This window comes from Ruegeria sp. BF7 (assembly GCF_056538605.1).
Genome location: NZ_JBQFTM010000008.1, coordinates 122824 through 142563 on the forward strand (window position 1 = coordinate 122824; position 19740 = coordinate 142563).

The window sequence follows — 19740 nt, forward strand, 5'->3', positions numbered from 1 at the left end:
AGCGCGGTTCAGGACTCCGGTTCCTCGGTTGGCGCAACCGTCGCGCCGACCCCTATCTTTTGCAGCCCCGCAACGATCAGGCGGTCGCCGGCTTCAAGTCCGTCCGTCACGATCCATTTGTTGCCCTCGGTGCCCCGGACCGTAAGGATCCGTTCGACGACGGTGTTGTTGTCGTCTACCACCATCGCCGTCGGCTGACCGCGCCGGTTGCGCGCGACGCCCTGCTGCGGTGCAAGCACCGCGCCCCGCAAAACTTCGACCGGCAGATGCGCGGTGACATACATGCCCGGCAGGACAATCTGGTTGGGGTTCGGGAATTCAATCCGCAGTACCGAAACACCAGTCTGCGGGTCCACCTGCGGCTCTGCCGCAAGGACCGTACCGGTCTGATCAAAGGTCGATCCATCCGCCAACGACACCGTCACCGTCGGGTCAATCATCTGCAACGCTGCCGTCTGCGATGCAACGGCCCGATTGAAACGCAACACATCCTGAGTGGAAACGGCAACGTCCACATAGACACGATCGATCTGCCGGATCACGGCCAGCGGTTCAGCCTGTTGTGCGGTCACCAGCGCGCCTTGCGTGGCCAGCGCACGGCCTACGCGGCCTGAAAGGGGCGCGCGGATCGTTGTGTGTTGCAGGTCGATCTTTGCGGTTTGCAACTGAGCCTGTGCCACCAGCAACGCGGCCTTGGCTGCGTCGCGCTCTGCCACGGCACTGTCAACCGCCTGTTGGCTGGCCACGTTGCGCAGCAACAGCTCGGCCACGCGCTTTTCTTCCTTTTCAGCAGCGGTCAACCGAGCCTCGGCCTGAGCAACGCTTGCGGTGGCCTGCTGGACCTGTGCGTCATAGACGTCGTCGTCGATGCGATACATCGCATCACCTTCCTGAACAGTACTGCCTTCCTGAAACAGACGCTCGACAACGATCCCGGACACCTGTGGCCTGACCTCTGCCACACCCAACGCGGCAACGCGGCCCGGCAATTCCGAAAACAGGGTCACGTCCTGTGCTTCCAGCGTTATAACGGTCACCGGCACAGGATTGTTAGATTGCGCAGTGGCCAATGATGCCAAACCGGAAAGCAATGCAGTCAATGACATAAGCAGGAAGGCTCGGGTTCTGAGCATTTTTCGCATCTCCGTTCGGTGTTGTTATCCAAAAAAATGGTCGTGATATGAGCGGCGTCTGGGGTTGTGCCGCGTGTAGGCAATTGTTCCAGCTAGGCGGCACAGAATGGAAATCCATCAGGCGGAATTCTGCAACGCACTTCCTTCCCATAAATTCCTTACTAAGAAAGGCAATAAACTTTTTATCCTCGGCTCGTCCACTTCCCGCCTTCACAAGCCACTGTGCATATTCGAACACGTTGTCGCCTCGCCCGCCGGAAGACCGATTTTTCCCGGCGCCATCTGCAATCAAGTCCTTTCCGCTCCCACCTTTCAACAGGTCGTTGCCGCTGCCGCCCGATATCCGACCATCGCCCCGGTCGCCTTTGACAAAATCGTCGCCCTCGCGGCCCGGGATCATGCCCTTGTCGCGCGTGCCGGTCAGGGCATCCGAGCCAAAGGTACCGATCTCGCCGTTGCCGTTTAGAACGCCCAGTTACCCAAGCAGGAAATTGGCATAGTCGAACCCGTTATTGGGCTGACGTCCGGTGAAGATTTCCGGGTTCAGCAATGGGTTGAAGCCAAGGTCTGTTGCCCCGGTCACCAACCCTGTCAGTCCGACGCAATCCGTGCAGTTGTTCCCTGATTAGACGATTCCGTCGGTTTGGAATTTGCTTACTAATCTCTCCTCCAGTTTCCGCAGGGGGTTACTGTCGAAGCCAAGCGGATGACCTGGTTGGCATTGCCAAGTTGTTTCCCGCCGTGGACCGGACTAACCGATGTGGATGAAGAGATCGACGACCATGCCTCGCCTGAAAGGCTTCCGCTTTCGTCGCGAAATCATGGCCTGTACGGTTTGGGCGTATCACCGGTATGCAGTCAGCACGGTTGACGTTGAGGATCTGTTCGCTTGGCGTGGCGTGACCGTTAGTCGGGAAAGTGTACGGCATTGGATCAAACTTATTGGTCGCCAGTCGTTTTCTCAAACAACTGACCGACCGGTTCGGCGAACCGCGTGTCTTCGTCACCGACAAACTGCGTAGCTACGTCAGGCCAATCAGAGAACTATGTCCGGGCGTCGACCACCGGGCGCACACGGGGTTGAACAATCGGGCTGAAGGATCGCACCGGCCAGCGCAAAAACGCAAAAAGCTGAGGGGTCGCTTCAAATCTCCGAGACATGCCCAAAGGTTCCTTTCCGCTCACGACCAGAGGAACATCATGTTCCGGCCCCCCCCCCCGCTTTCGCCTGTCTGCCGTCGCTCTCGCCGCAGTTGTCATTTTTTGGCTATGAAACAAGAACGAGTCCTGACCCTGGGCCTCGTTGAGGCCGCTATCGATACTATTGTTGCGACTGCCTGCATTCAATTGTGCTCAGCCGTAATCAATTCGATAAACTGAGAAACGGTTTCTTGCGGAACACCGGCTGCTTCAAAGATCGCGGCAGCAAAACTCACAGGCGCTGTTCCAGAAGCGGTAATAAGTCGATCTGCTGAGACCGCCGAAGCACTTTGAACGTAGTGCGATACGCCATCATATCCCTCGGCATTCTTGACTAAAAACTCGGTATCGTTTGAAGTATGCGGCTTCTCGTTCAGCAATCCAGATCTGGCCAGGGCTAGGGTGCCACCACAAATCCCCCCTATTGGAACGCCTTTTTCATTTTGAGCCACAAGCAGGTCCGAAATGTCCGGCGCGGTATCAGAATCCCACACGGTGCCACCAATGACTGCCACTACATCCGGTTGCCAATCGACCAGATCGCTCAATCCTTTGGAGACAACAACTGTCAATCCGCCCATCAAGATCAATTGCCCTGGAGTAGGAGAAAAGTACATCACATTGAGCCCATAAAATGAACCGCCGATACCACCTATCAAGGCGTACTCCCAGTCAGCGAACTCGTCTGTAAGTATCAGCGCAACTTTCACCATTTTGCTGTGCCCCTTTGAATCGCAGGAAGGAACGTATAGGGAACACTATGGACATGCAACGTAGCTGAGTCATCAAACATCCACATCCTTCGGTCCTGTGACCTAAGCAATCTTACCGGGTCAGCCTTCAAGCAGTTTTGTTTTTGAAGGCAGGTCGGACTCCGCTTATTCTGACGACGGATGATTTAAACTGGTTATTGGAGGAAGTATTATGTCCGTTCCACAGATTGTTACCGTCGTTGGCTGTTTTTCCGTATCCGCAGCGAATGCGGAGGCATTTCGAAAAAACTGTGCGGAAATGATAGAACTGCGCAGTCAGGAACCTGGCCATGTGGCGTCGGCCTACAGTTTTGGCAAGGATGGGACGGCCGCTTCACGCGAAGATTACGAGAGCGCTGACGCAGTGAACCGCCATATGGAATTGGGCACACACATCTTTGAAAGGACACAAGCCTTGGTCGAGATAACCGGGGTAGAGTTGCATGGTCCCAAGGCTGAGCTTGAAAAACTGCGCGATTTGTTCAGCGGGATGTCTCCGAGATTCTATGAGACCGAGTTTGGGTTTCGGCGGTAGATGGGTTTGACTGTTTGATTGATGCCAAGGCCGTAATGCTTAGCCCATCATCGTGAGGGCCGTGTTTTCAGGCCCAAAGAAGACGTGGACGCCTGCTCCCTTTTTGTGGGTGCGACCCTTTGAGCCTGCACCTGTGTAAGGGGAAACCAATCCGATGCTGCTTGAGTTGCTGGTTCACGGCAGTCCAGTTTTTTCAGTTTCAACACCGGCAAAGCTTTGGAATTTGACAAAAACCGCACGACTGCGACAATGGAAAGCCCCACTTGCGATAGGCGGGGACGGATCAAAGGATGGGAAGACGCCGTTTTTTGACTCGTATTCTTCCGACCACATTCGGGACAAGCATCCGGATGCGCAGCCTGTCCAAAAATGTGGAGGCAAAAACCGTCGAACGTGAGAACAACAAAGTACTAACGGTAAAGGAAATGGAGATTCTGGCTGCCTGGTGTTCAACTATCGTGCCGGGTGCAGGAGACGCCGGGGTGGCAAAGTTTGTCGATCAAAGCCTTGCAGGAGATCGGGCTTCGTCGCGACTGCTCTTGCGGTACCTCAATGCCAGCGACATGGCGGGGTTTTACCGTCTGGGTCTCGCCGGAATCGAGCAGGAATGTACCCACCGGTTTAACCTGCCATTTGTCCAAATAACCAAGAGTCAGAAGATGGAATTGGTTGAGGCGGCCGTAACCTCGGATATGCAGATCTGGACCGACCCGGATCCGAATTTCTTCTATTTCATTTCACGAAGTGACGCGGTGGATGTGGTTTATGGCACGCAGGCGGGGTTTTCGGATCTGAACATCCCCTATCTGGCGCATATTCAGCCACCGCGACCCTGGTAACGAATTGACCGCATATGTGCTAAACCAAAACGCGGGGAACCAATGGCGAAAGCGGCACATGACAAAGTTGAAGTCGTAATTGTCGGTTCTGGCATCGCTGGCAGCACGATGGCAGCCGAATTGGGTGAGGCGGGGTTTGATGTACTGGTGCTTGAGGCCGGACCAGAGCGCTATCTGTCTGAAATGGTCAGCTCGCAAATCTGGTCGCGGAGGCTCAGATGGGCCGGGCCGGAAGTTCTGGAAACAGGTGACCTTGTGGGGGCGGCGAATTTTGCCATGGGTTGGGGGACCGGTGGCGCGGGCCTGCATTGGTACGCGAATTGGTACCGGCTGCATCCGGACGACTTTCACGTCAAATCTATGTACGGACGAAGTCTGGACTGGCCCATAGGATATGATGATCTGAAACCATGGTATGACCATGCGCAGTCCTATTTCGGGGTATCAGGAGACGACGATCCGCATGCGCCATCAGCGGCGCCTTATCCCATGCCGGCCATTTCCTTATCCAAACAGTCGCAGGCAATCAAACCAGGTTTTGATGCAGAAGGTTTGAGGCTGACGACAAACACTTTGGCGGTGAATTCCGTCCCGTATGCCGGGAGAGCGGGTTGCCTGCTTGACGGCTGGTGCGATGCTGGGTGTCCGATTGGAGCATTGGCGAACCCATTGGTGTTGCAATGGCCACGGGCGCGAAAGGCTGGGGTTAAACTGCGCCACAATGCCTACGTGGCACGGGTTGAAACAGACCCTTCAGGATCGAAGGCAACCGGTGTTGTATATCTTGATGAGCAGGGCCGTGAAAACCTGCAACCCGCCGACATTGTCATCTCGGCCTGTCATACAATCTGGAATGCACGGCTGCTGCTGTTGTCTTCCAGTGACAAGCATCCCGATGGGCTTGGCAATGGAAGCAAGACACTGGGGCGGTATTTCATGTCCCACGCCCTCACAACCATCCACGGGCTGTTTAACCAGGAAACAGAACCGCATTTGGGTGTATCTGGCGCCAATTCACTCTGCTTGGAAGGCTATGACGACAAACAACCAGCACAAGATGCCTTCGGTAGCCGCGCCTGGCTGGTAGGACAGGCAGCAAAACCAAACGATCTGTTGGGGACTGCTCTGGCAAAGCCGGAATTGTTTGGCGCGGCTCTGGATGCATATTTGCGTCAGGCCAGTTTGCACTACGGAAACATGGCCGTGCTTTGCGAGGAGGATGGCATTCCGGAGAATTGCATCAAACTCGACGCATCAAAACATGATCGTTATGGATTGCCGCAAGCGCATGTGAGTAATTCGCTTCCGCGGGCGAATGCGTCCAGATCAGAGCTGGCCAAAGAGGAGGGCCTGCGCATCTTCAAGGCCGCAGGGGCCAGTGACGCCTGGGCAGGGCCGCGAAACCCAATGCACATGATGGGTGGTACAATCATGGGCGATGACTCGTCGGCGTCGGTAACGAACTCCTTCGGACAGGCGCATGAAGTCGATAATCTGTTTGTCGCTGGCGCAAGCCTGTTTCCCACACCCGGCGCGGTCAACCCTACCGCTACTCTGGCCGCATTGGTGTTCCGCACAGCAGATTACATTCGCACCCATCGATCAGAACTGCTGCCCTAAAGGGAGCTGCGAGGGGGCGACCGCCCCTGCCTTCGGAGGTGTCGGGCAGTGATTGAAACCAGCGGTTTAGCACACTGTCTGGTGACCAGAACGCTGTCGAGCTGACGGTTGTCGCGCAAACTATTGGAGCGGCCAGAGGCAGGGATATGCTGGACACACTTATCCCAAGTTTTCAGCGAATTGACGAAACCCAGAGGTTTACGGCAAATCGAGTTGGCCCTTGCGGATCGTTCTGGCGACTTCGATCAGCACTAATCTCTTCCAAGTCACGATAAGGCACAGTGTACCGCAAAAAGAAGTATTCAGCGTACCAAACCGCTTCCTTGAGGAAGTGGCAGCCCTTCAATGAGGCCATTCGGAAACCTGTTCGCGATGGATTTGAAGGTAGCAAATACCGAACACACATTCTCGTCAATCAAAGCCAAATGTTTGCGACACATCCGGTTTTTTTCGCGCAACGCGGGTAGGGGGTTTGCAATACGAAAAAATTAGGGGTTGTGAAAATGTTGCGTCGCGAATTCATAGAGAGGACAGCGAGAACGTCAACACCTTCAGAACCTCACTGGCGAACTATCGCAAATTTCATCAACAAAGCAGTGCGCCGCTGAGGTCGAAGTGTTTGGGAAACATTGCACGTAAAAACCGAAAAACAATTCTCATTGCCTCGTTGCGATCAAAGGAATCCGGGTGGAGTAGATAATCGGTCCACATACCTTCTAGCATTGCTAGTGTGCCGTGCGTGGCGTCCCGTGCAACCTGATTGGGGTGTTCATTTCCGGCTTCTTTCGCAATTCGCAAGAATGCGTTGAAGATCAGATTCCGAAGTTTTGCATCGCGTGTATCTGAAAAGGCCGCAATCGCCGCTCTGTTTCTGGCTTCACCTCGAAATGCGTACCAGATTGAAACATTCTTCTTGTTGAGGATGGCTTCACTCAAATCACCCCGAACAATCATCTCAATATGTTCTTGACCAGTTTGCCCGGTCGTTTCCAACATGGCATGGATGCCATCGTAGTATTGCTCGGAAGAGTAGCGGGCCGCCTCGTCCACCAGATTGTCCTTGCCGCCGAAATGAAGGTGAATCATCCCGCGGGACAAGTCGGCACGTTGAATGATCTCGCTGACTGACGTCTCAGAAATTCCCTTTTCTGCAACCGAGTCGAGGACTGCCTCGATAAGAGACAGGCGGTTTCGTTCTCGTATCTGTTGGCGTCTTCCAGTCATTTGATCAGGCGGTTCAGTTTGTTTTCAAGCTCTTGCGGTGCCTTCTAGCGGCGTTTGTGAAATTGGCCAGCCCCGTTGTGGAATTATCAGTTGACACAGCTAGCCCGAAAATTCCAGAATTAAATGGACGATTGTCCATTTTGTGATGGGAATCGTCTCGCCATTGAAAGCAATGTTCAGCAGGGAAGCATGGCCGGAGTCTTTAGAAGTGAAGCGGGCAAAGGCCTGGCATTGAGCGCCCCTGCGACGCTCTATGTTGGCCTGCTTGTGGCCGTGCCTCTTTGCATTCTTGTCGCCTACAGCTTTTGGACTCAGACCTATGTCGAGATTGACCGCACGCTGACATGGGCGAATTACCAAGAGGCGTTCACCGATCCCTTGGTCCGACACCTGATGATCCGTTCAGTTGCAATTGCCGGGGCGGTGACACTGGTAACGGTCTGTCTGGCCTATCCGATTGCCTACTTCATCGCATTTCGGACGCAAAAAAAGACCCTCTGGCTATTGCTGATCACTATTCCCTTTTGGAGCAGCTACCTGCTGCGTGTGTTCAGCTGGAAGCTGATCCTTGGATTCAATGGGGTGATGAACTCCGCTTTGATCTCATTGGGGCTGATACAGGAGCCGCTGACTTTCCTGCTCTACAACGAGTTCGCCGTTGTTCTCACGCTTGCGCATGCCTGGGCGCCATTTGCGATATTGCCGATTTATGTGTCGCTGCAGAAAATCGACCGCAGCCTGTTAGAGGCCGCAACCGACCTTGGATGTAGCAAGTTGGAGAGATTTGTCCGCGTGACATTGCCCCTGACTGTGCCGGGGATCATCGCCGCCTGTCTGATCATTTTCATCCCAACCGTTGGCGACTACGTCACTCCGGCATTGGTCGGTGGGTCACAGGGCAAAATGGTGGCCAATCTAATCCAGGTGCAGTTTGGCGCCGCCAATAATTGGCCATTGGGTGCAACCCTGTCTCTGCTTGCTATGCTTTCGGTCGGTTGCGTCGCAATCCTGTTCGTGCTGGTTGTCACCGCACTGGGGCGGAGGATCAGATGACCAAAGCTATTCGTATCCCCTGGTTGCTTGTCTATGCAGTCGCCTACCTTGTGTTTCTTTATCTGCCAGTGCTGCTGTTGCCGCTGTTTTCCTTCAATGACGGAACCATCGTGGCTTTCCCGCTTAAGGGTTTTACGTTGAAATGGTACGCGCAATTGGGTCAGCAGGATACGTTGCTTCAGGCGATGGTGAACTCGCTGATCGTCGGCAGTGTGACCGCCCTGATGGCGACGTCTCTGGGTCTGTTCGCCGCGCGCGCCTATGTTCGGTACCGTTTCAAGGGGCGGGAGTTTTCCGAAGGCTTGGTCATGCTCCCGCTGGTGGTACCCGGCATCATTGTCGCTAGTTCGATGCTGGTACTGTTTATTAGCGTCGGGCTGAAACCTTCGCTGACGACGGTGATCCTGGGCCATGTCTTTGTGGCTTTGCCCTTTGCCGTATCGATCATGAAATCCGCCTTTGACGATTTCGACCAGTCGTTGGAGGAGGCCGCCTTTGACCTCGGCGAAAGCGTTGTGGGAACATTTAGGCGTGTCACTCTGCCAATCGTTGCACCGGGCATTATCGCCAGCCTTTTGGTCACGTTCACCGTGTCCTTCGACGAGTTCGTTCTAGCCTTCTTCCTGTCCGGAAACAGCCCGACACTGCCGGTCTATATCTGGAGTCAGATCCGCTTCCCGGCAAAACTGCCCAACACACTGGCACTTGGCTCGTTACTCTTGCTTTCGTCCGTTCTGCTGCTGCTGATTGCCGAATACTTCCGCCGCCGTTCCACCCAATCTTCTGATTGAAGCCAAAGGAAACAAACAAGATGAGCGAACAGAACATCATCGAGATTCAGGGCGTGGAAAAACGTTTTGGAACCTTTGTCGCTGTGTCCGATCTGAACCTCACCTTGAAAGAGGGTGAGTTCTTTTCGCTGCTCGGACCTTCGGGCTGCGGAAAGACAACCGCTTTGCGCATCATCGCGGGATTTCAGGATCACGAAGAGGGCGAGATCCGGATAGATGGTCGGACGATGGGTGAGGTGCCTGCCAACAAGCGGCCTACGAACATGGTGTTCCAAAGCTATGCAATCTTTCCGCACCTGAATGTGGGTGACAATGTCGGGTTCGGCTTGCGAAAGACAAAGCTCACGCGAAGTGAAATCAAGGAACGCGTTGCCGAGGCGCTTGAGATGGTTGAGCTCGGAGGCTTGCAGGATCGCAAGGCCAATGAGTTGTCGGGCGGACAACGGCAACGTGTGGCGCTTGCCCGTGCGCTGGTCATGCGGCCCAAAGTGTTGCTGCTGGATGAACCATTATCCGCGCTGGACAAAAACCTGCGCGAAGCGATGCAATTGGAAATGCGCCGCTTGCAACAAAAGCTTGGAATTACGTTCGTAATGGTCACGCATGACCAGTACGAAGCGATGACCATGTCCGACCGGATAGGAGTCATGTTCGCTGGGCAGCTCAAGCAGGTCGACAAGCCCGAGGTTTTGTATTCCCAGCCGTGCAACCGGGAAGTGGCCTCTTTCATCGGTGGAATGAACTTCCTGGATGCCGAGGTAACGGCTGAAAGCTCTGAATCGCTGGAGGTTAACGTTCAGGGATTTGGGCAGATGACAATCGGGGTGAACCCAAACGTTCAGGTGCATGACAAAGACCTGCTGGTCGGCGTTCGGCCCGAGCAATTGGAAATCAGTGCAGAAAGGCCAGATGGATACGACGCTCTTGTTCAGGGCGAAGTGTCGGACGTCGCCTTCTATGGTGAGAGCGTCCACTATTATGTGCGTGTCGATGGTCTAAAGGACAGCATCGCCGTTGCAGTGCCGAACTACTTTCACACGGTCGATCACAGCCGCGGCGACACTGTTTGGCTTGGTGTTCAAAGCGCCTCGGTAATTGATCTAGGCAAACGTGACTCTTTGGGAGGAGACAAATGAAAAAAGCAGCATCACTTGCGGCAGCAGTAGTTGCCACCTTTGCCGCCGGACAAGCGCAAGCCAACGCGGCAGATCTGACCGTTTTTGACTGGTCTGGATATGAAGATCAGGGCTTTTACGGCGATTACGTCGAAAAGTACGGCGGCGCGCCGAGCTATACTTATTTCGGCAGCGTGGAGGAGGCGTTCACCAAGCTTCAATCCGGGTTTGAGGCAGATCTGGCCCATCCCTGTACGGACGCCCTGAGAAAATGGGTTGCGGCGGACATGCTTAAGCCCATTGATACCAGCAAGCTGGAGAACTGGGACAAACTGATGCCCAAGATCAAAGAGGTTGATGGCATCACGATCGATGGACAGACCTATATGGTGCCTTTCGAATGGGGCAATACCGGCCTGATCTATCGCACCGATATGGTTTCGGCGGACGATGTTTCGCTGCAATTGCTTGCAGATCCTGCGTATCAGGGCAAAGTTGCGGTTCCGGATGCGGCATCCAGTGCTTTTGCCATGGCCGCGCTGGCGACCGGTGCCTCAAGCTATACTGATATGAGCGACGAGGAATTCCAGAAAGCGGCGGATTACCTGCGCGCAATTCACCCGAATGTTCGCTTTTACTGGTCTGACGCAGGTCAGCTCGATCAGGCGATTGCCAGCGGTGAGGTGACGCTGGGCTGGGGCTGGAACCAATCGGAGCTAAACCTGATCTGGAACGAAACTCCGGCAGTTATGATGCGGGATGTGGACAAGGGCATCGCCACCTGGGTCTGCGGTTATGTGCATCTGAAGTCCGCCAAACAATCGGATGAGCAGGTCTATGACATGCTCAACGCGCTCAGCTCTGCCGCAAGCGGTAAGTACATCATCGAAAGCTGGGGGTACGCCCATGCCAACGAGGACGCTTTCGCACAGGCCGACCCGGCTCTGATCGATACCTACGGGTTCTCGGACGTGGACAGCTTCTTTGAGGGCAGCTTGTTCTTCGATGCGGTCAACCCGGAACTGGAAGCAAAGATGTTGAAAGAGTTTGAGCGCATCAAGGCAGGTTTCTAGAGCCACCTAACAACACAGTCGGGATTGGTGGGACCTTAGCAAACCTGCCAATCCTACGGAACCAATTCCAATTTTTCTGGAGGAAGCGCGGCAATGTCAGGCGCTGACGGATATTCTGTTCTCTTTGAGCCGGTTCAGATCGGGCCCGTGACGGCCCGCAACCGGTTCTATCAAGTGCCCCATTGCAACGGCATGGGGCATCTTCGACCGCAGGCCGAGGCGGCCATGCGGGCGATGAAGGCCGAGGGTGGTTGGGCCGTTGTGTCCAACCAAGAGACCGAAATTCACCCCACTTCAGATTTGTCCCCATATGCGGAAAACCGACTTTGGGACGAACGGGATATTCCAGCGCTGTGCTTGATGACAGAAGCTGTCCATGCCAAGGGTTCGCTTGCGGCCATAGAACTAGCGCATAACGGTCACCATGCGCAGAACCACCTGAGCCGTGCGCCCTTGCTGGGCCCGTCAGAACTTGCCCTGCAAACCGCGTATCCCAAACAGGCTCGGGCAATGGACAAGGCGGACATCCGAGAGTTTCGCAAGTGGCACCGCGCGGCGGCACGACGTTCGCGCGAGGCGGGCTTTGACATAGTGTATGTTTATGCCGGGCATCACATGACGTTGCCGCACCATTTTCTGTTGCCACAGTTCAATGACCGGGCGGATGAATATGGCGGTTCTCTGGAGAACCGGGCGCGACTTACGCGAGAGCTTCTGGAAGAAACCAGAGAAGAGGTTGGGGACGATTGCGCCATCGCTCTCCGGTTCGCGGTGGATGAAATGCTCGGGTCTGACGGGATGCAGGCGCAGGAGGAAGGTCGAGCCGTCGTCGAACTGTTGGCAGAGCTTCCCGACCTTTGGGACGTGAACGTTGCGGATTGGAGCAATGACTCTGCGACGACCCGCTTTGAACCCCGCGACGGTTTTCAAACCTCATATATCGAGTTCGTCAAACAGGTTACTTCCAAGCCAGTGGTCGGTGTCGGCCGCCTTACGTCTCCGGATTTGATGGTGTCTCTGGTCAAGAAGGGCATCCTTGATTTTATCGGCGCGGCGCGACCATCCATTGCTGATCCGTTTCTTCCGAACAAAATCAAGGAAGGTCGCATCGAAGAAATCCGTGAGTGTATCGGCTGCAATATCTGTGTTTCATCGGATTCTCTGGGCGTCCCTATCCGGTGCACGCAAAACCCTACAATGGGCGAAGAGTGGAGGAGGAAATGGCACCCTGAGATCATTGAGCGCCGGGCGAAAGAGGAAGCTGCGCTTGTTGTCGGCAGCGGTCCGGCCGGGCTTGAATGCGCCATGCAGTTGGCGCGCCGGGGCTATGAAGTCACCCTGGCTGAAGCCAGGCAAGAACTGGGCGGCCGCGTCTTGCAGGAATCCAGCCTGTCCGGGCTGTCCGCCTGGAAACGTGTGACAGATCACAGGATTTATGACCTTCAGCAACGCGGGAATGTTCAGCTGTTCACCGATAGCCTTTTGTCGGCAAGCGATGTCGTCGAACTGGGTATTCCGAACGTCTTTTTGGCCACCGGTGCATTATGGCGACGCGATGGTCGCGGGAAATCTGCATTTCACGGCGTCTCAATAGACCCAGGCTCTCAAGTTTTCACTCCCGACGACATCATGTCCGACGCAGTGCCGGGGGGCGGCCCAATCATTGTCTACGATGATGATCAAGCCTATCTCGGTGGAGTTTTGGCGGATCACTTGGCTCAGGCCGGACGAGAGGTCGTCTTTGTAACGCCGGCCTCAATGGTCTCACCGTTTACCGAATTGACGTTGGAGCAGGCCAAAGTGCAACGCAGACTGCTGGAAAAAGGTGTGCAGCTTGCATTGTCCCAGACCTTGGCCAGCATCGCGCCCGAAACGGTGAAATTGCTTTGCGCTTACACGGGGCGAGAACAATCCATTGATTGCGGCTCGGTCCTTTTGGTGACGCAGCGCGCAAGAGAGACCACCCTGTATGATGAGCTTCTGGGCTTGGCCGACAGCCCTCTTAGTAAACTGGAATTGATCGGAGATGCCGCAAACCCCGGTTTAATAGCTGACGCCGTATACTCGGGTCACATGGCCGCTCGGAATTTCGAACGCGACGCAGGCGATATCGACCGAGATTTTTTTCGTCGGGAAATCGTCTCCCTTGAATCTATGTGAGGTGCGCTATGCCAAAAGATGACTTGCAAGTAATGCGCGATTTGATGGAAGCACAGCGAGAAGGGTTCGCTTTGCCGCGTCACTTCTATACGTCTCAGGCGGTTTACGAAAACGATATCAGCACGTTCTGGAACCGCAACTGGATCTGGGTCGGCCATGTCAGTCAAGTCGCTGAACCCGGTGATTATTTCCTCTTCGACTACGGGCCCGAGTCCATAATCATTGTTCGGGATCGCGCAGGCGAGGTGCGTGCGCATCTGAACGTTTGCCGCCACCGGGGATCGCGGGTTTGCATTGAACAGAAAGGCAAGGCGCGCAACTTCATATGCCCGTATCACGCGTGGACTTTTGACCTCAACGGCAAGCTGAGAAACGGACGAGCAATGGGGACAGATTTTGACCCGGGCCAATATGGGTTGTTCCCGGTTCAGGTGAAGATTTTCCAAGGCCTGGTCTTTGTCTGTGCGGCTGAAAATGCTCCACCGCTGGACGCTGCATTGGAAAGACTGGCCCCACTTTCAAAGCCGTTTGATTTTGAAAACCTGAAGGTCGCCCATGAGGCCTCATATCCGGTTCCGGCGAACTGGAAACTGGCGCTGGAGAATTACCTGGAATGCTATCACTGTGCGCCGTCCCATAAGGACTACTCTCGTAGCCATTCCCTGAAAGACCCGGCTCAAGTTCTGGAGTTCAGCGGGGCTCTGCATGAACGAATGGAGGAAGCCGGAATTCCAACGGAGGAACTCGACCTGACCGGAGAGAATGCGGACGCGCCGGGCGCAGATGTCTATTGGCGGCGCTACCCGCTGTTCCCTGGCTATTTGACAGGCAGTAAGGATGGCGCGCCTTTGGCGCCGCCTCTGGGTGAACTGAGAACCCATGACGGCGGTGCCACCGATTTGGGTGTCGGGACACTGAACTACTTCCTAGTCTATGCTGATCACGTGGTCGGTTATCGGTTTGTACCGCGTTCCTTGCAAGAAACGGATATTCAGATCGTCTGGTATGTTCGCGGCGACGCGGAAGAAGGTCGCGACTATGACAAGGAGGCCCTGACATGGCTCTGGCATGTCACGTCGCTCGATGACGAACGGATCATCCGTCACAATCAGGAAGGCGTAAATTCATACCATTTCGTCCCGGGGCCGCTGTCCGAGATGGAATGGAGCATTCCCGGTTTCTATCGCAACTACTTCAGCATGATCTGAGACGCGCATAATTCGGAGAAAAAAACATGACAGAACTAACGCAGCGCAGATCAAGACGGCGTGGGGGCGGGCGTGAGGCGCGCGCAGCAGTACGATCCAGTAACGCCCCTTCGCAGGCGATTTGGCCGGGTATTCCCGGTGGGCGATACAAGCCCCTGTCAGACGCGGACATGGCGCGTATTCACGAGGCCGCGCTTACTATTCTGGAACGAACAGGGGTAGGGGATCCCACGCAGGAAGTTCTTGATCTCGTATTACCCAAGGGGGCGACTTTGAACGAGCATGGCAGGCTGTGCTTTCCTCGGGCCTTGATGGAAGACCTTTTGGCCAAGGCCGCTAGTGAGTTTTATGTCCATGCGCGCGGATCGCGGGCTGGGAAGGATGATATGCACTGCACCAAGGATAAGGTGTACTACGCAAACTCCGGTACCGCTGTGACCACGTTTGACGCGGAAACGCGCAGTTACCGGCCATCAACACTCAAGGACATTTACGACTTCACCCGCTTGGTAGACCGGCTAGACAACATTCACATGACCGGTGACACGGTTTTGGCGACGGATGTGCCACAGGACTACGAGCATGACATGAGCATGCTCTATGCCATTCTGGCGGGTAGCGAGAAGCCTTCTTGCCTGACATTCCGTACACGCGAGCATATTCAGGACGCAATCCATTTGTTCGACCTGGCATCGGGAGGGGAAGGCAAGTTCCTTGAAAAACCCTCGGTCATTTTTGGTGGGTGCCCAATCGTTTCACCGCTCAGATTCGGGCGCGAGAATCTGGAAATCCTGATTGATACAGCGAAAATGGGGCTGGTATGCGACCTGGCTGTTCCGCCGCAAGCCGGGGCGACGTCGCCTGCGCCGCTTGCCGGGACCTTGGCGCAAGCCGTCGCCGAGACCCTGTCATGTGTGGCAATTGCCAACTTGATCAACCCTGGCACTCCGGTCGCCTTTGCGGCTTGGCCCTTCATCACCGACCTGCGCACCGGTTCGTTTACAGGCGGCAGCGGTGAACAGGCGTTGATCTCGGCCGCAGCCATTCAGATGGGCAATTTCTATAACCTGCCGACCAGCGTTGGATGTGGTATGACGGATTCCAAGATACCCGATGCGCAATACGGTCTGGAAAAGGCGCTGACCTTCGCGTTAGCGGCCCATGCCGGTGCTAACAGGCTGTGTGAATTCGGCGGAATGCTTGGCAGTCTGATGGGGTGCAGTTTTGAGTCCATGGTTATCGACAATGAGGCCGCGGGAATGATCTCGCGAACACTGCGTGGGATCGAGGTGAGCGACGACACGCTCTCAGTCGACGTCATCCATGAATGCGCAATTGATCCCGGTCACTTTCTCGGCAACCCGCAGACCTTGCAATATATGGAGACCGAATATGTCTATCCGACGCTGCTAGACCGGGAACTGACCGATACCTGGGAGAAAGCAGGTCGTCAGGATATGTTTGAGCGGAGTCGGTCGGTTGTGGACGATATCCTGTCCAATCACTACCCAAACTACTTTGGTAGCAAAGCCGATAAAGAGGTGCGGTCCAAGTTCCCGATTAAACTGCCACCTGAGGCGATGCGAGCGGGTTGAGCGCTGCGACTGGGAAGAAGGCATCGCATTTACAAGAGTGTGATGCCTTTCCGCTGCAAAACCTAAATCCTCAAAGCACCCTGTCGCGTCAGATCTTCGGTCGCCAGCTGTATGCCTTTTTCAAGGATGTCGAACATCTGGTTCAACTCGTCTTCTGTGATGATCAGTGGTGGGGAAAACACGCACATATTGATGATAGGGCGCAGGATCAGGCCGTTCTCTTGGCAATGCCGGTCAATCAATGCACCTACTGATTTATCAAAGTCCAACAGGTTTTCTGCTTTTGCGTCAGCAACACATTCAACGCAGCCCACCGGCCCCATACCATGCCGTCCTCTGTCATGACGTGAACACCAAGACCTCTTTCGGTAAAAGTTCATTCATTCAGACCGAGATGCGACATTCCCTCCCACGGGTGCAGGAAGTGCTTGTTGTCCCAGTCGCGTACAGATTGAAAGTTGAAATTGAAAAGGGTCATGCGCCACCTTATTGTAACATGTTTCACAAAATGAACAAACATTCATTCAATGCCAATCCTTGATCTTTTGATCCGCTAGATGCGACAAGACCAAAAGCGGCACCCCAGCGAAGGACAAGTGAGATTACTCTCGAGCCAGATAGCCCAACCAATGCCCGAGATCTGAGCAAGTTGCAGAACCGAGAGCAGCTGATCCAGGCGGCTGCAGACGCTATTCACGAATAAGGAATTCGCGGATCGACCTCGGCTAGGATCCAGGAATTATCCGGATTGTCTCGGGGAATGGTAAACCTTCATTTTGGTTCTAAGGAGAAGCTGCTGCTCGCTGTGGCAGAAGAATTGTCAGAGCGCTACGCGGGGCAGTGGAGAGCAATAGCAGACGATCCAAAGTTGGACGCGGCCCAAAAGCAGATTTCTATCATAAAGGCGGACTTCGATCCCTTCGTTCTTAATCCACGGGATGTTTCGATCTGGTTTTCGTTTCGGGCTGAAGCGCTCTCGAATCCACACATCTTTCCTTTGATCGACTCGCGAGACAAAGGTTTTCGAGCCGTGATCCTGGAACTATTTGAGGAGATAAATAGCGAAGGTGAGTACAAAGACATCGACGGCAAACTTGCCGCAGACGCAATGATTGCACTGTTAGAAGGACTCTGGACCGATTACCACTTGCACTCAGAGATTTTCAAACCCGAGGAGGCTTTGAAGATCTGTCTGTTTGTACTGCAGTCAGTGTTTCCAAAGCACTTCAGCACTCAGCAGTCCATGCGTGAACGTGACTAAAAGGTTAGGCTCGAAGCGGGTACATTGCGCCTCTCCGACCAACGGGCGCGCCGCGTGAGGTCTCAACAAATGAGCCAGAGCATCTTCAACGCTGTCGGCTCAATCGTCCGCTTCAATAAATGATGTGTATGCTGCCTAACGACGAGATCGGTTTCTCAAGGATACGTGCGACGCCTCTCTGGTCAGGCGCCGCATGTGATAGTTTAATTATCGGTCACGTCCGAAATCCACGTTCCCGCTGCAACAGCTCGTGGAAGCCCAAGCGGGCCAATCGCCAAAAGCGCGACCTGCCGCAAGTCTTCAGCAGGAATTCCTTCGGCTAGCCCTCGGCGGCTATGTGAATGTACGGCACCTTCTGACGCGGCGCCAATCGCGAGTGCCAGTTTGACAAGCCGGCGTTCGCGTTCCGTGAGGTTCCCGGCCTGTGCGGTCGCTGATCCAAGTGCGGCATATGCATCCCAGATGTTGGGGTGTTTTGCAGCAAGCGCCCCTGCGGCGCCGGGCAGATCTTTGGTCATTTCAATCTCTCCTTTTCGTTAGCTCATGCCTTCGGAAATGATTTCTTCAAATGCGTTCTTGGCTTTCTTTGGCATTTTGGCATCGAGGAACCCTTCCTGCATATCAGAAGCGCCGACCTCAATGACCATTACCATACCCATCCCGAGATGCGGTTTGCATTTAACCCCGATCATGCCATCGGCAGTCAGTTCAACCTCAACTTCTTCATTGATCTTGCCTACGAAAGGCTCTTGCCCTTCGGGAACCATACCTTCGACGGTTTCGGCATTGTGACCTTTGTCCGCTGCGCGGAAGACCACGATATCACCGACCTGAGCAGAGACAAATCGCGGTTCAAACACCATTGTTCCAGCTTCGCCTCGGTTCAGCATCTGGACCTCTATGGTTTCGGCAAGGACCGAAACCGGGGCAAGAGCCAGCAGGGTGGCTGTGGTTAGAGATTTGAGTTTCATCTTACGTTTCCTTGTGAGGTTTCAAGAGGTTCATCCGCCAAGTGCGGACATATGGCGCGCCACGGCGGGCTGTGACATTTGGGAAAGGTCGAAGCGGTGGCGCTCGGGCTTCATCAGTAACGCGCTTCGAATGGCGTACGATGCCTCGTCCTCGGATCGGCGCAGGGGCGCGCGCAGGTCAACCGAACCCTCGTCACCCATGCAGGTATAAAGGCGTCCGGTGCAACTGACCCGCACCCGATTGCAGAGCGCACAGAAGTTGCAGGACATCGGGGAAATCAACCCAAGCTGGCCACTTGTCTCTGCGACCTGCACATAGCGCGCCGGACCGCCAGAGTTGCGGTTTATTGGGGTCAGCGTCCATCGGCGCGCCAGGTCCGATTGCAGATCACGCAGGGAGAGCACGCTGTCATTTCGGTCCAGACCAGTATCGCCCAGCGGCATTTCCTCGATCAGCGTCAAGCCCATGCCGCGCCCATGGGCAAAGCGGATCAAATCGTCGACTTCGTCTTCGAACGCGCCACGGCTGGCAACCGCGTTCAACTTGACCCGTAGGCCCGCGTCCTGCGCGGCATCCAGCCCGGCCAGAACCATGCGAATATCACCAAGTCGGGTCAGGCCGCAGTATCGATCCGGGCTCAGCGTGTCGAGCGAGACGTTGACTCGCTTTACCCCGCAAGCCGCCAAACCATCTGCATGGCGCGCCAGCAATGTGCCGTTGGTGGTGAGTGTCAGTTCATCAAGCGCGCCGGACCGCAGATGCCGCGACACATCCTGAAACAAATCCATCACATCGCGGCGCACCAGAGGTTCGCCACCGGTAATGCGCAGCTTGCGCACACCACACCGAATGAAAATGTCGCTGAGGCGGGCCAGTTCTTCGAGGCTCAAAAGCTCGCGCTTGGGAAGAAATGACCTCTTCTCGGCCATGCAATAGGTGCAGCGCAGGTCGCAGCGGTCGGTGACCGACAGGCGCAGATAGGTGACGGTTCGGCCAAAACCATCGACCAGCGGAGTTAGCGTTTCTCGCGCTTTTCTTTTGGATGTCGAAGATGCGCCAATGCGCGCAGTTTTAAGGGGGCTCAGGCCAAAAGGGTCGGCATTCTCACCGCAACCACTGCTGTTTGTGTTGTCCAGCATCGGACCCTCCTGCATGTGATGGGGATTTTTTAAAGTTTTGCGTGGCCGGGCGTTGCCCCGGCCACGCTGG

General features: G+C 55.0%; 19 protein-coding genes and 1 pseudogene. 12 read left to right on the forward strand and 8 right to left on the reverse strand.

What is annotated here, in order from left to right; all coding sequences use genetic code 11:
• Positions 1-8: 8 nt before the first annotated feature.
• Together ACR0IK_RS16445 and ACR0IK_RS16450 are read right to left on the reverse strand one after the other, a co-directional pair.
• Complete coding sequence (locus ACR0IK_RS16445) at positions 9-1133, reverse strand: efflux RND transporter periplasmic adaptor subunit (RefSeq protein WP_480642284.1); 1125 nt, start codon at positions 1131-1133, stop codon at positions 9-11.
• Positions 1051-1533 (reverse strand): calcium-binding protein, encoded by a 483-nt coding sequence (locus ACR0IK_RS16450; protein WP_480642286.1) that lies wholly within the window; start codon positions 1531-1533, stop codon positions 1051-1053. The genes ACR0IK_RS16445 and ACR0IK_RS16450 overlap by 83 nt, the downstream gene beginning before the upstream one ends.
• 364 nt (positions 1534-1897) lie before the next feature.
• On the opposite strand from ACR0IK_RS16450, the pseudogene ACR0IK_RS16455 reads away from it, so the two are divergent.
• Positions 1898-2345, forward strand: a pseudogene (locus ACR0IK_RS16455) (DDE-type integrase/transposase/recombinase); the annotation flags it as partial.
• A 131-nt stretch (positions 2346-2476) separates the two neighbouring features.
• On the opposite strand, the gene ACR0IK_RS16460 reads toward ACR0IK_RS16455, so the two are convergent.
• The gene (locus ACR0IK_RS16460) at positions 2477-3046 is read right to left on the reverse strand and encodes a DJ-1/PfpI family protein (protein ID WP_480642287.1); all 570 of its coding nucleotides are present in this window, start codon (positions 3044-3046) and stop codon (positions 2477-2479) included.
• 211 nt (positions 3047-3257) lie between these two features.
• Here ACR0IK_RS16460 and ACR0IK_RS16465 point away from each other — a divergent pair, with 211 nt between their 5' ends.
• The 3 genes from ACR0IK_RS16465 to ACR0IK_RS16475 all read left to right on the forward strand — a co-directional run bounded on the left by ACR0IK_RS16465 (position 3258) and on the right by ACR0IK_RS16475 (position 6079).
• Positions 3258-3620, forward strand: a complete 363-nt coding sequence (locus ACR0IK_RS16465) for an antibiotic biosynthesis monooxygenase (protein ID WP_480642288.1) — start codon at positions 3258-3260, stop codon at positions 3618-3620.
• A 308-nt stretch (positions 3621-3928) separates the two neighbouring features.
• A complete protein-coding gene (locus ACR0IK_RS16470; RefSeq protein ID WP_480642290.1) occupies positions 3929-4459 on the forward strand; it encodes a gluconate 2-dehydrogenase subunit 3 family protein in 531 nt (176 codons plus the stop codon).
• A gap of 42 nt (positions 4460-4501) precedes the next feature.
• Positions 4502-6079: a GMC oxidoreductase gene (locus ACR0IK_RS16475; protein WP_480642291.1), complete on the forward strand. Its 1578-nt coding sequence runs from the start codon at positions 4502-4504 to the stop codon at positions 6077-6079.
• 585 nt (positions 6080-6664) lie between these two features.
• Here ACR0IK_RS16475 and ACR0IK_RS16480 read toward each other — a convergent pair.
• The gene (locus tag ACR0IK_RS16480) at positions 6665-7303 is read right to left on the reverse strand and encodes a TetR family transcriptional regulator C-terminal domain-containing protein (RefSeq protein ID WP_480596112.1); all 639 of its coding nucleotides are present in this window, start codon (positions 7301-7303) and stop codon (positions 6665-6667) included.
• A gap of 189 nt (positions 7304-7492) precedes the next feature.
• Here ACR0IK_RS16480 and ACR0IK_RS16485 point away from each other — a divergent pair, with 189 nt between their 5' ends.
• The 7 genes from ACR0IK_RS16485 to ACR0IK_RS16515 all read left to right on the forward strand — a co-directional run bounded on the left by ACR0IK_RS16485 (position 7493) and on the right by ACR0IK_RS16515 (position 16298).
• On the forward strand, positions 7493-8356 hold the full coding sequence (locus tag ACR0IK_RS16485) for an ABC transporter permease (protein ID WP_480642292.1): 864 nt from the start codon (positions 7493-7495) through the stop codon (positions 8354-8356).
• Positions 8353-9147 carry an ABC transporter permease gene (locus ACR0IK_RS16490; protein ID WP_480642294.1) on the forward strand — a complete coding sequence of 265 codons (795 nt, stop codon included), beginning with the start codon at positions 8353-8355 and terminating at the stop codon, positions 9145-9147. The genes ACR0IK_RS16485 and ACR0IK_RS16490 overlap by 4 nt, the downstream gene beginning before the upstream one ends.
• Before the next feature lie 20 nt (positions 9148-9167).
• Positions 9168-10283: an ABC transporter ATP-binding protein gene (locus tag ACR0IK_RS16495; protein ID WP_480642295.1), complete on the forward strand. Its 1116-nt coding sequence runs from the start codon at positions 9168-9170 to the stop codon at positions 10281-10283.
• Positions 10280-11335, forward strand: a complete 1056-nt coding sequence (locus ACR0IK_RS16500; protein ID WP_480642297.1) for an extracellular solute-binding protein — start codon at positions 10280-10282, stop codon at positions 11333-11335. Before ACR0IK_RS16495 ends, ACR0IK_RS16500 begins: the two co-directional genes overlap by 4 nt.
• A gap of 93 nt (positions 11336-11428) precedes the next feature.
• The gene (locus ACR0IK_RS16505) at positions 11429-13495 is read left to right on the forward strand and encodes an oxidoreductase (protein ID WP_480642299.1); all 2067 of its coding nucleotides are present in this window, start codon (positions 11429-11431) and stop codon (positions 13493-13495) included.
• 8 nt (positions 13496-13503) lie between these two features.
• Positions 13504-14703, forward strand: coding sequence for an aromatic ring-hydroxylating oxygenase subunit alpha (locus ACR0IK_RS16510; protein ID WP_480642300.1), 1200 nt, complete (start codon positions 13504-13506; stop codon positions 14701-14703).
• A 26-nt stretch (positions 14704-14729) separates the two neighbouring features.
• A complete protein-coding gene (locus tag ACR0IK_RS16515; protein ID WP_480642301.1) occupies positions 14730-16298 on the forward strand; it encodes a trimethylamine methyltransferase family protein in 1569 nt (522 codons plus the stop codon).
• Positions 16299-16360: 62 nt separating this feature from the next.
• Here ACR0IK_RS16515 and ACR0IK_RS16520 read toward each other — a convergent pair whose 3' ends face one another.
• The gene (locus tag ACR0IK_RS16520; RefSeq protein ID WP_480596130.1) at positions 16361-16567 is read right to left on the reverse strand and encodes a hypothetical protein; all 207 of its coding nucleotides are present in this window, start codon (positions 16565-16567) and stop codon (positions 16361-16363) included.
• Between the two features lie 491 nt (positions 16568-17058).
• On the opposite strand from ACR0IK_RS16520, the gene ACR0IK_RS16525 reads away from it, so the two are divergent.
• Entirely contained in the window at positions 17059-17559 is a 501-nt protein-coding gene (locus ACR0IK_RS16525) for a TetR family transcriptional regulator C-terminal domain-containing protein (RefSeq protein WP_480642303.1), read from the forward strand.
• 203 nt (positions 17560-17762) lie between these two features.
• On the opposite strand, the gene ACR0IK_RS16530 is transcribed toward ACR0IK_RS16525, so the two are convergent.
• From ACR0IK_RS16530 to moaA, 3 genes are read right to left on the reverse strand one after another with little or no spacing between them, the layout of a single operon-like run.
• Entirely contained in the window at positions 17763-18077 is a 315-nt protein-coding gene (locus ACR0IK_RS16530; RefSeq protein ID WP_480596135.1) for a carboxymuconolactone decarboxylase family protein, read from the reverse strand.
• A gap of 18 nt (positions 18078-18095) precedes the next feature.
• A complete protein-coding gene (locus tag ACR0IK_RS16535) occupies positions 18096-18530 on the reverse strand; it encodes a pseudoazurin (protein ID WP_480642305.1) in 435 nt (144 codons plus the stop codon).
• Positions 18531-18560: 30 nt separating this feature from the next.
• The gene (gene moaA, locus ACR0IK_RS16540) at positions 18561-19670 is read right to left on the reverse strand and encodes a GTP 3',8-cyclase MoaA (protein WP_480642306.1); all 1110 of its coding nucleotides are present in this window, start codon (positions 19668-19670) and stop codon (positions 18561-18563) included.
• Positions 19671-19740: the final 70 nt, after the last annotated feature.

Coding starts and splice junctions, on each gene's coding strand:
- ACR0IK_RS16500 (WP_480642297.1), top strand. CDS start 10,280: ATGAAAAAAGCAGCATCACTTGCGGCAGCAGTAGTTGCCACCTTTGCC.
- ACR0IK_RS16510 (WP_480642300.1), top strand. CDS start 13,504: ATGCCAAAAGATGACTTGCAAGTAATGCGCGATTTGATGGAAGCACAG.
- ACR0IK_RS16490 (WP_480642294.1), top strand. CDS start 8,353: ATGACCAAAGCTATTCGTATCCCCTGGTTGCTTGTCTATGCAGTCGCC.
- ACR0IK_RS16505 (WP_480642299.1), top strand. CDS start 11,429: ATGTCAGGCGCTGACGGATATTCTGTTCTCTTTGAGCCGGTTCAGATC.
- ACR0IK_RS16525 (WP_480642303.1), top strand. CDS start 17,059: ATGGTAAACCTTCATTTTGGTTCTAAGGAGAAGCTGCTGCTCGCTGTG.
- ACR0IK_RS16445 (WP_480642284.1), bottom strand. CDS start 1,133: ATGCTCAGAACCCGAGCCTTCCTGCTTATGTCATTGACTGCATTGCTT.
- ACR0IK_RS16515 (WP_480642301.1), top strand. CDS start 14,730: ATGACAGAACTAACGCAGCGCAGATCAAGACGGCGTGGGGGCGGGCGT.
- ACR0IK_RS16535 (WP_480642305.1), bottom strand. CDS start 18,530: ATGAAACTCAAATCTCTAACCACAGCCACCCTGCTGGCTCTTGCCCCG.
- moaA (WP_480642306.1), bottom strand. CDS start 19,670: ATGCTGGACAACACAAACAGCAGTGGTTGCGGTGAGAATGCCGACCCT.
- ACR0IK_RS16495 (WP_480642295.1), top strand. CDS start 9,168: ATGAGCGAACAGAACATCATCGAGATTCAGGGCGTGGAAAAACGTTTT.
- ACR0IK_RS16460 (WP_480642287.1), bottom strand. CDS start 3,046: ATGGTGAAAGTTGCGCTGATACTTACAGACGAGTTCGCTGACTGGGAG.
- ACR0IK_RS16530 (WP_480596135.1), bottom strand. CDS start 18,077: ATGACCAAAGATCTGCCCGGCGCCGCAGGGGCGCTTGCTGCAAAACAC.
- ACR0IK_RS16450 (WP_480642286.1), bottom strand. CDS start 1,533: ATGATCCCGGGCCGCGAGGGCGACGATTTTGTCAAAGGCGACCGGGGC.
- ACR0IK_RS16480 (WP_480596112.1), bottom strand. CDS start 7,303: ATGACTGGAAGACGCCAACAGATACGAGAACGAAACCGCCTGTCTCTT.
- ACR0IK_RS16475 (WP_480642291.1), top strand. CDS start 4,502: ATGGCGAAAGCGGCACATGACAAAGTTGAAGTCGTAATTGTCGGTTCT.
- ACR0IK_RS16465 (WP_480642288.1), top strand. CDS start 3,258: ATGTCCGTTCCACAGATTGTTACCGTCGTTGGCTGTTTTTCCGTATCC.
- ACR0IK_RS16485 (WP_480642292.1), top strand. CDS start 7,493: ATGGCCGGAGTCTTTAGAAGTGAAGCGGGCAAAGGCCTGGCATTGAGC.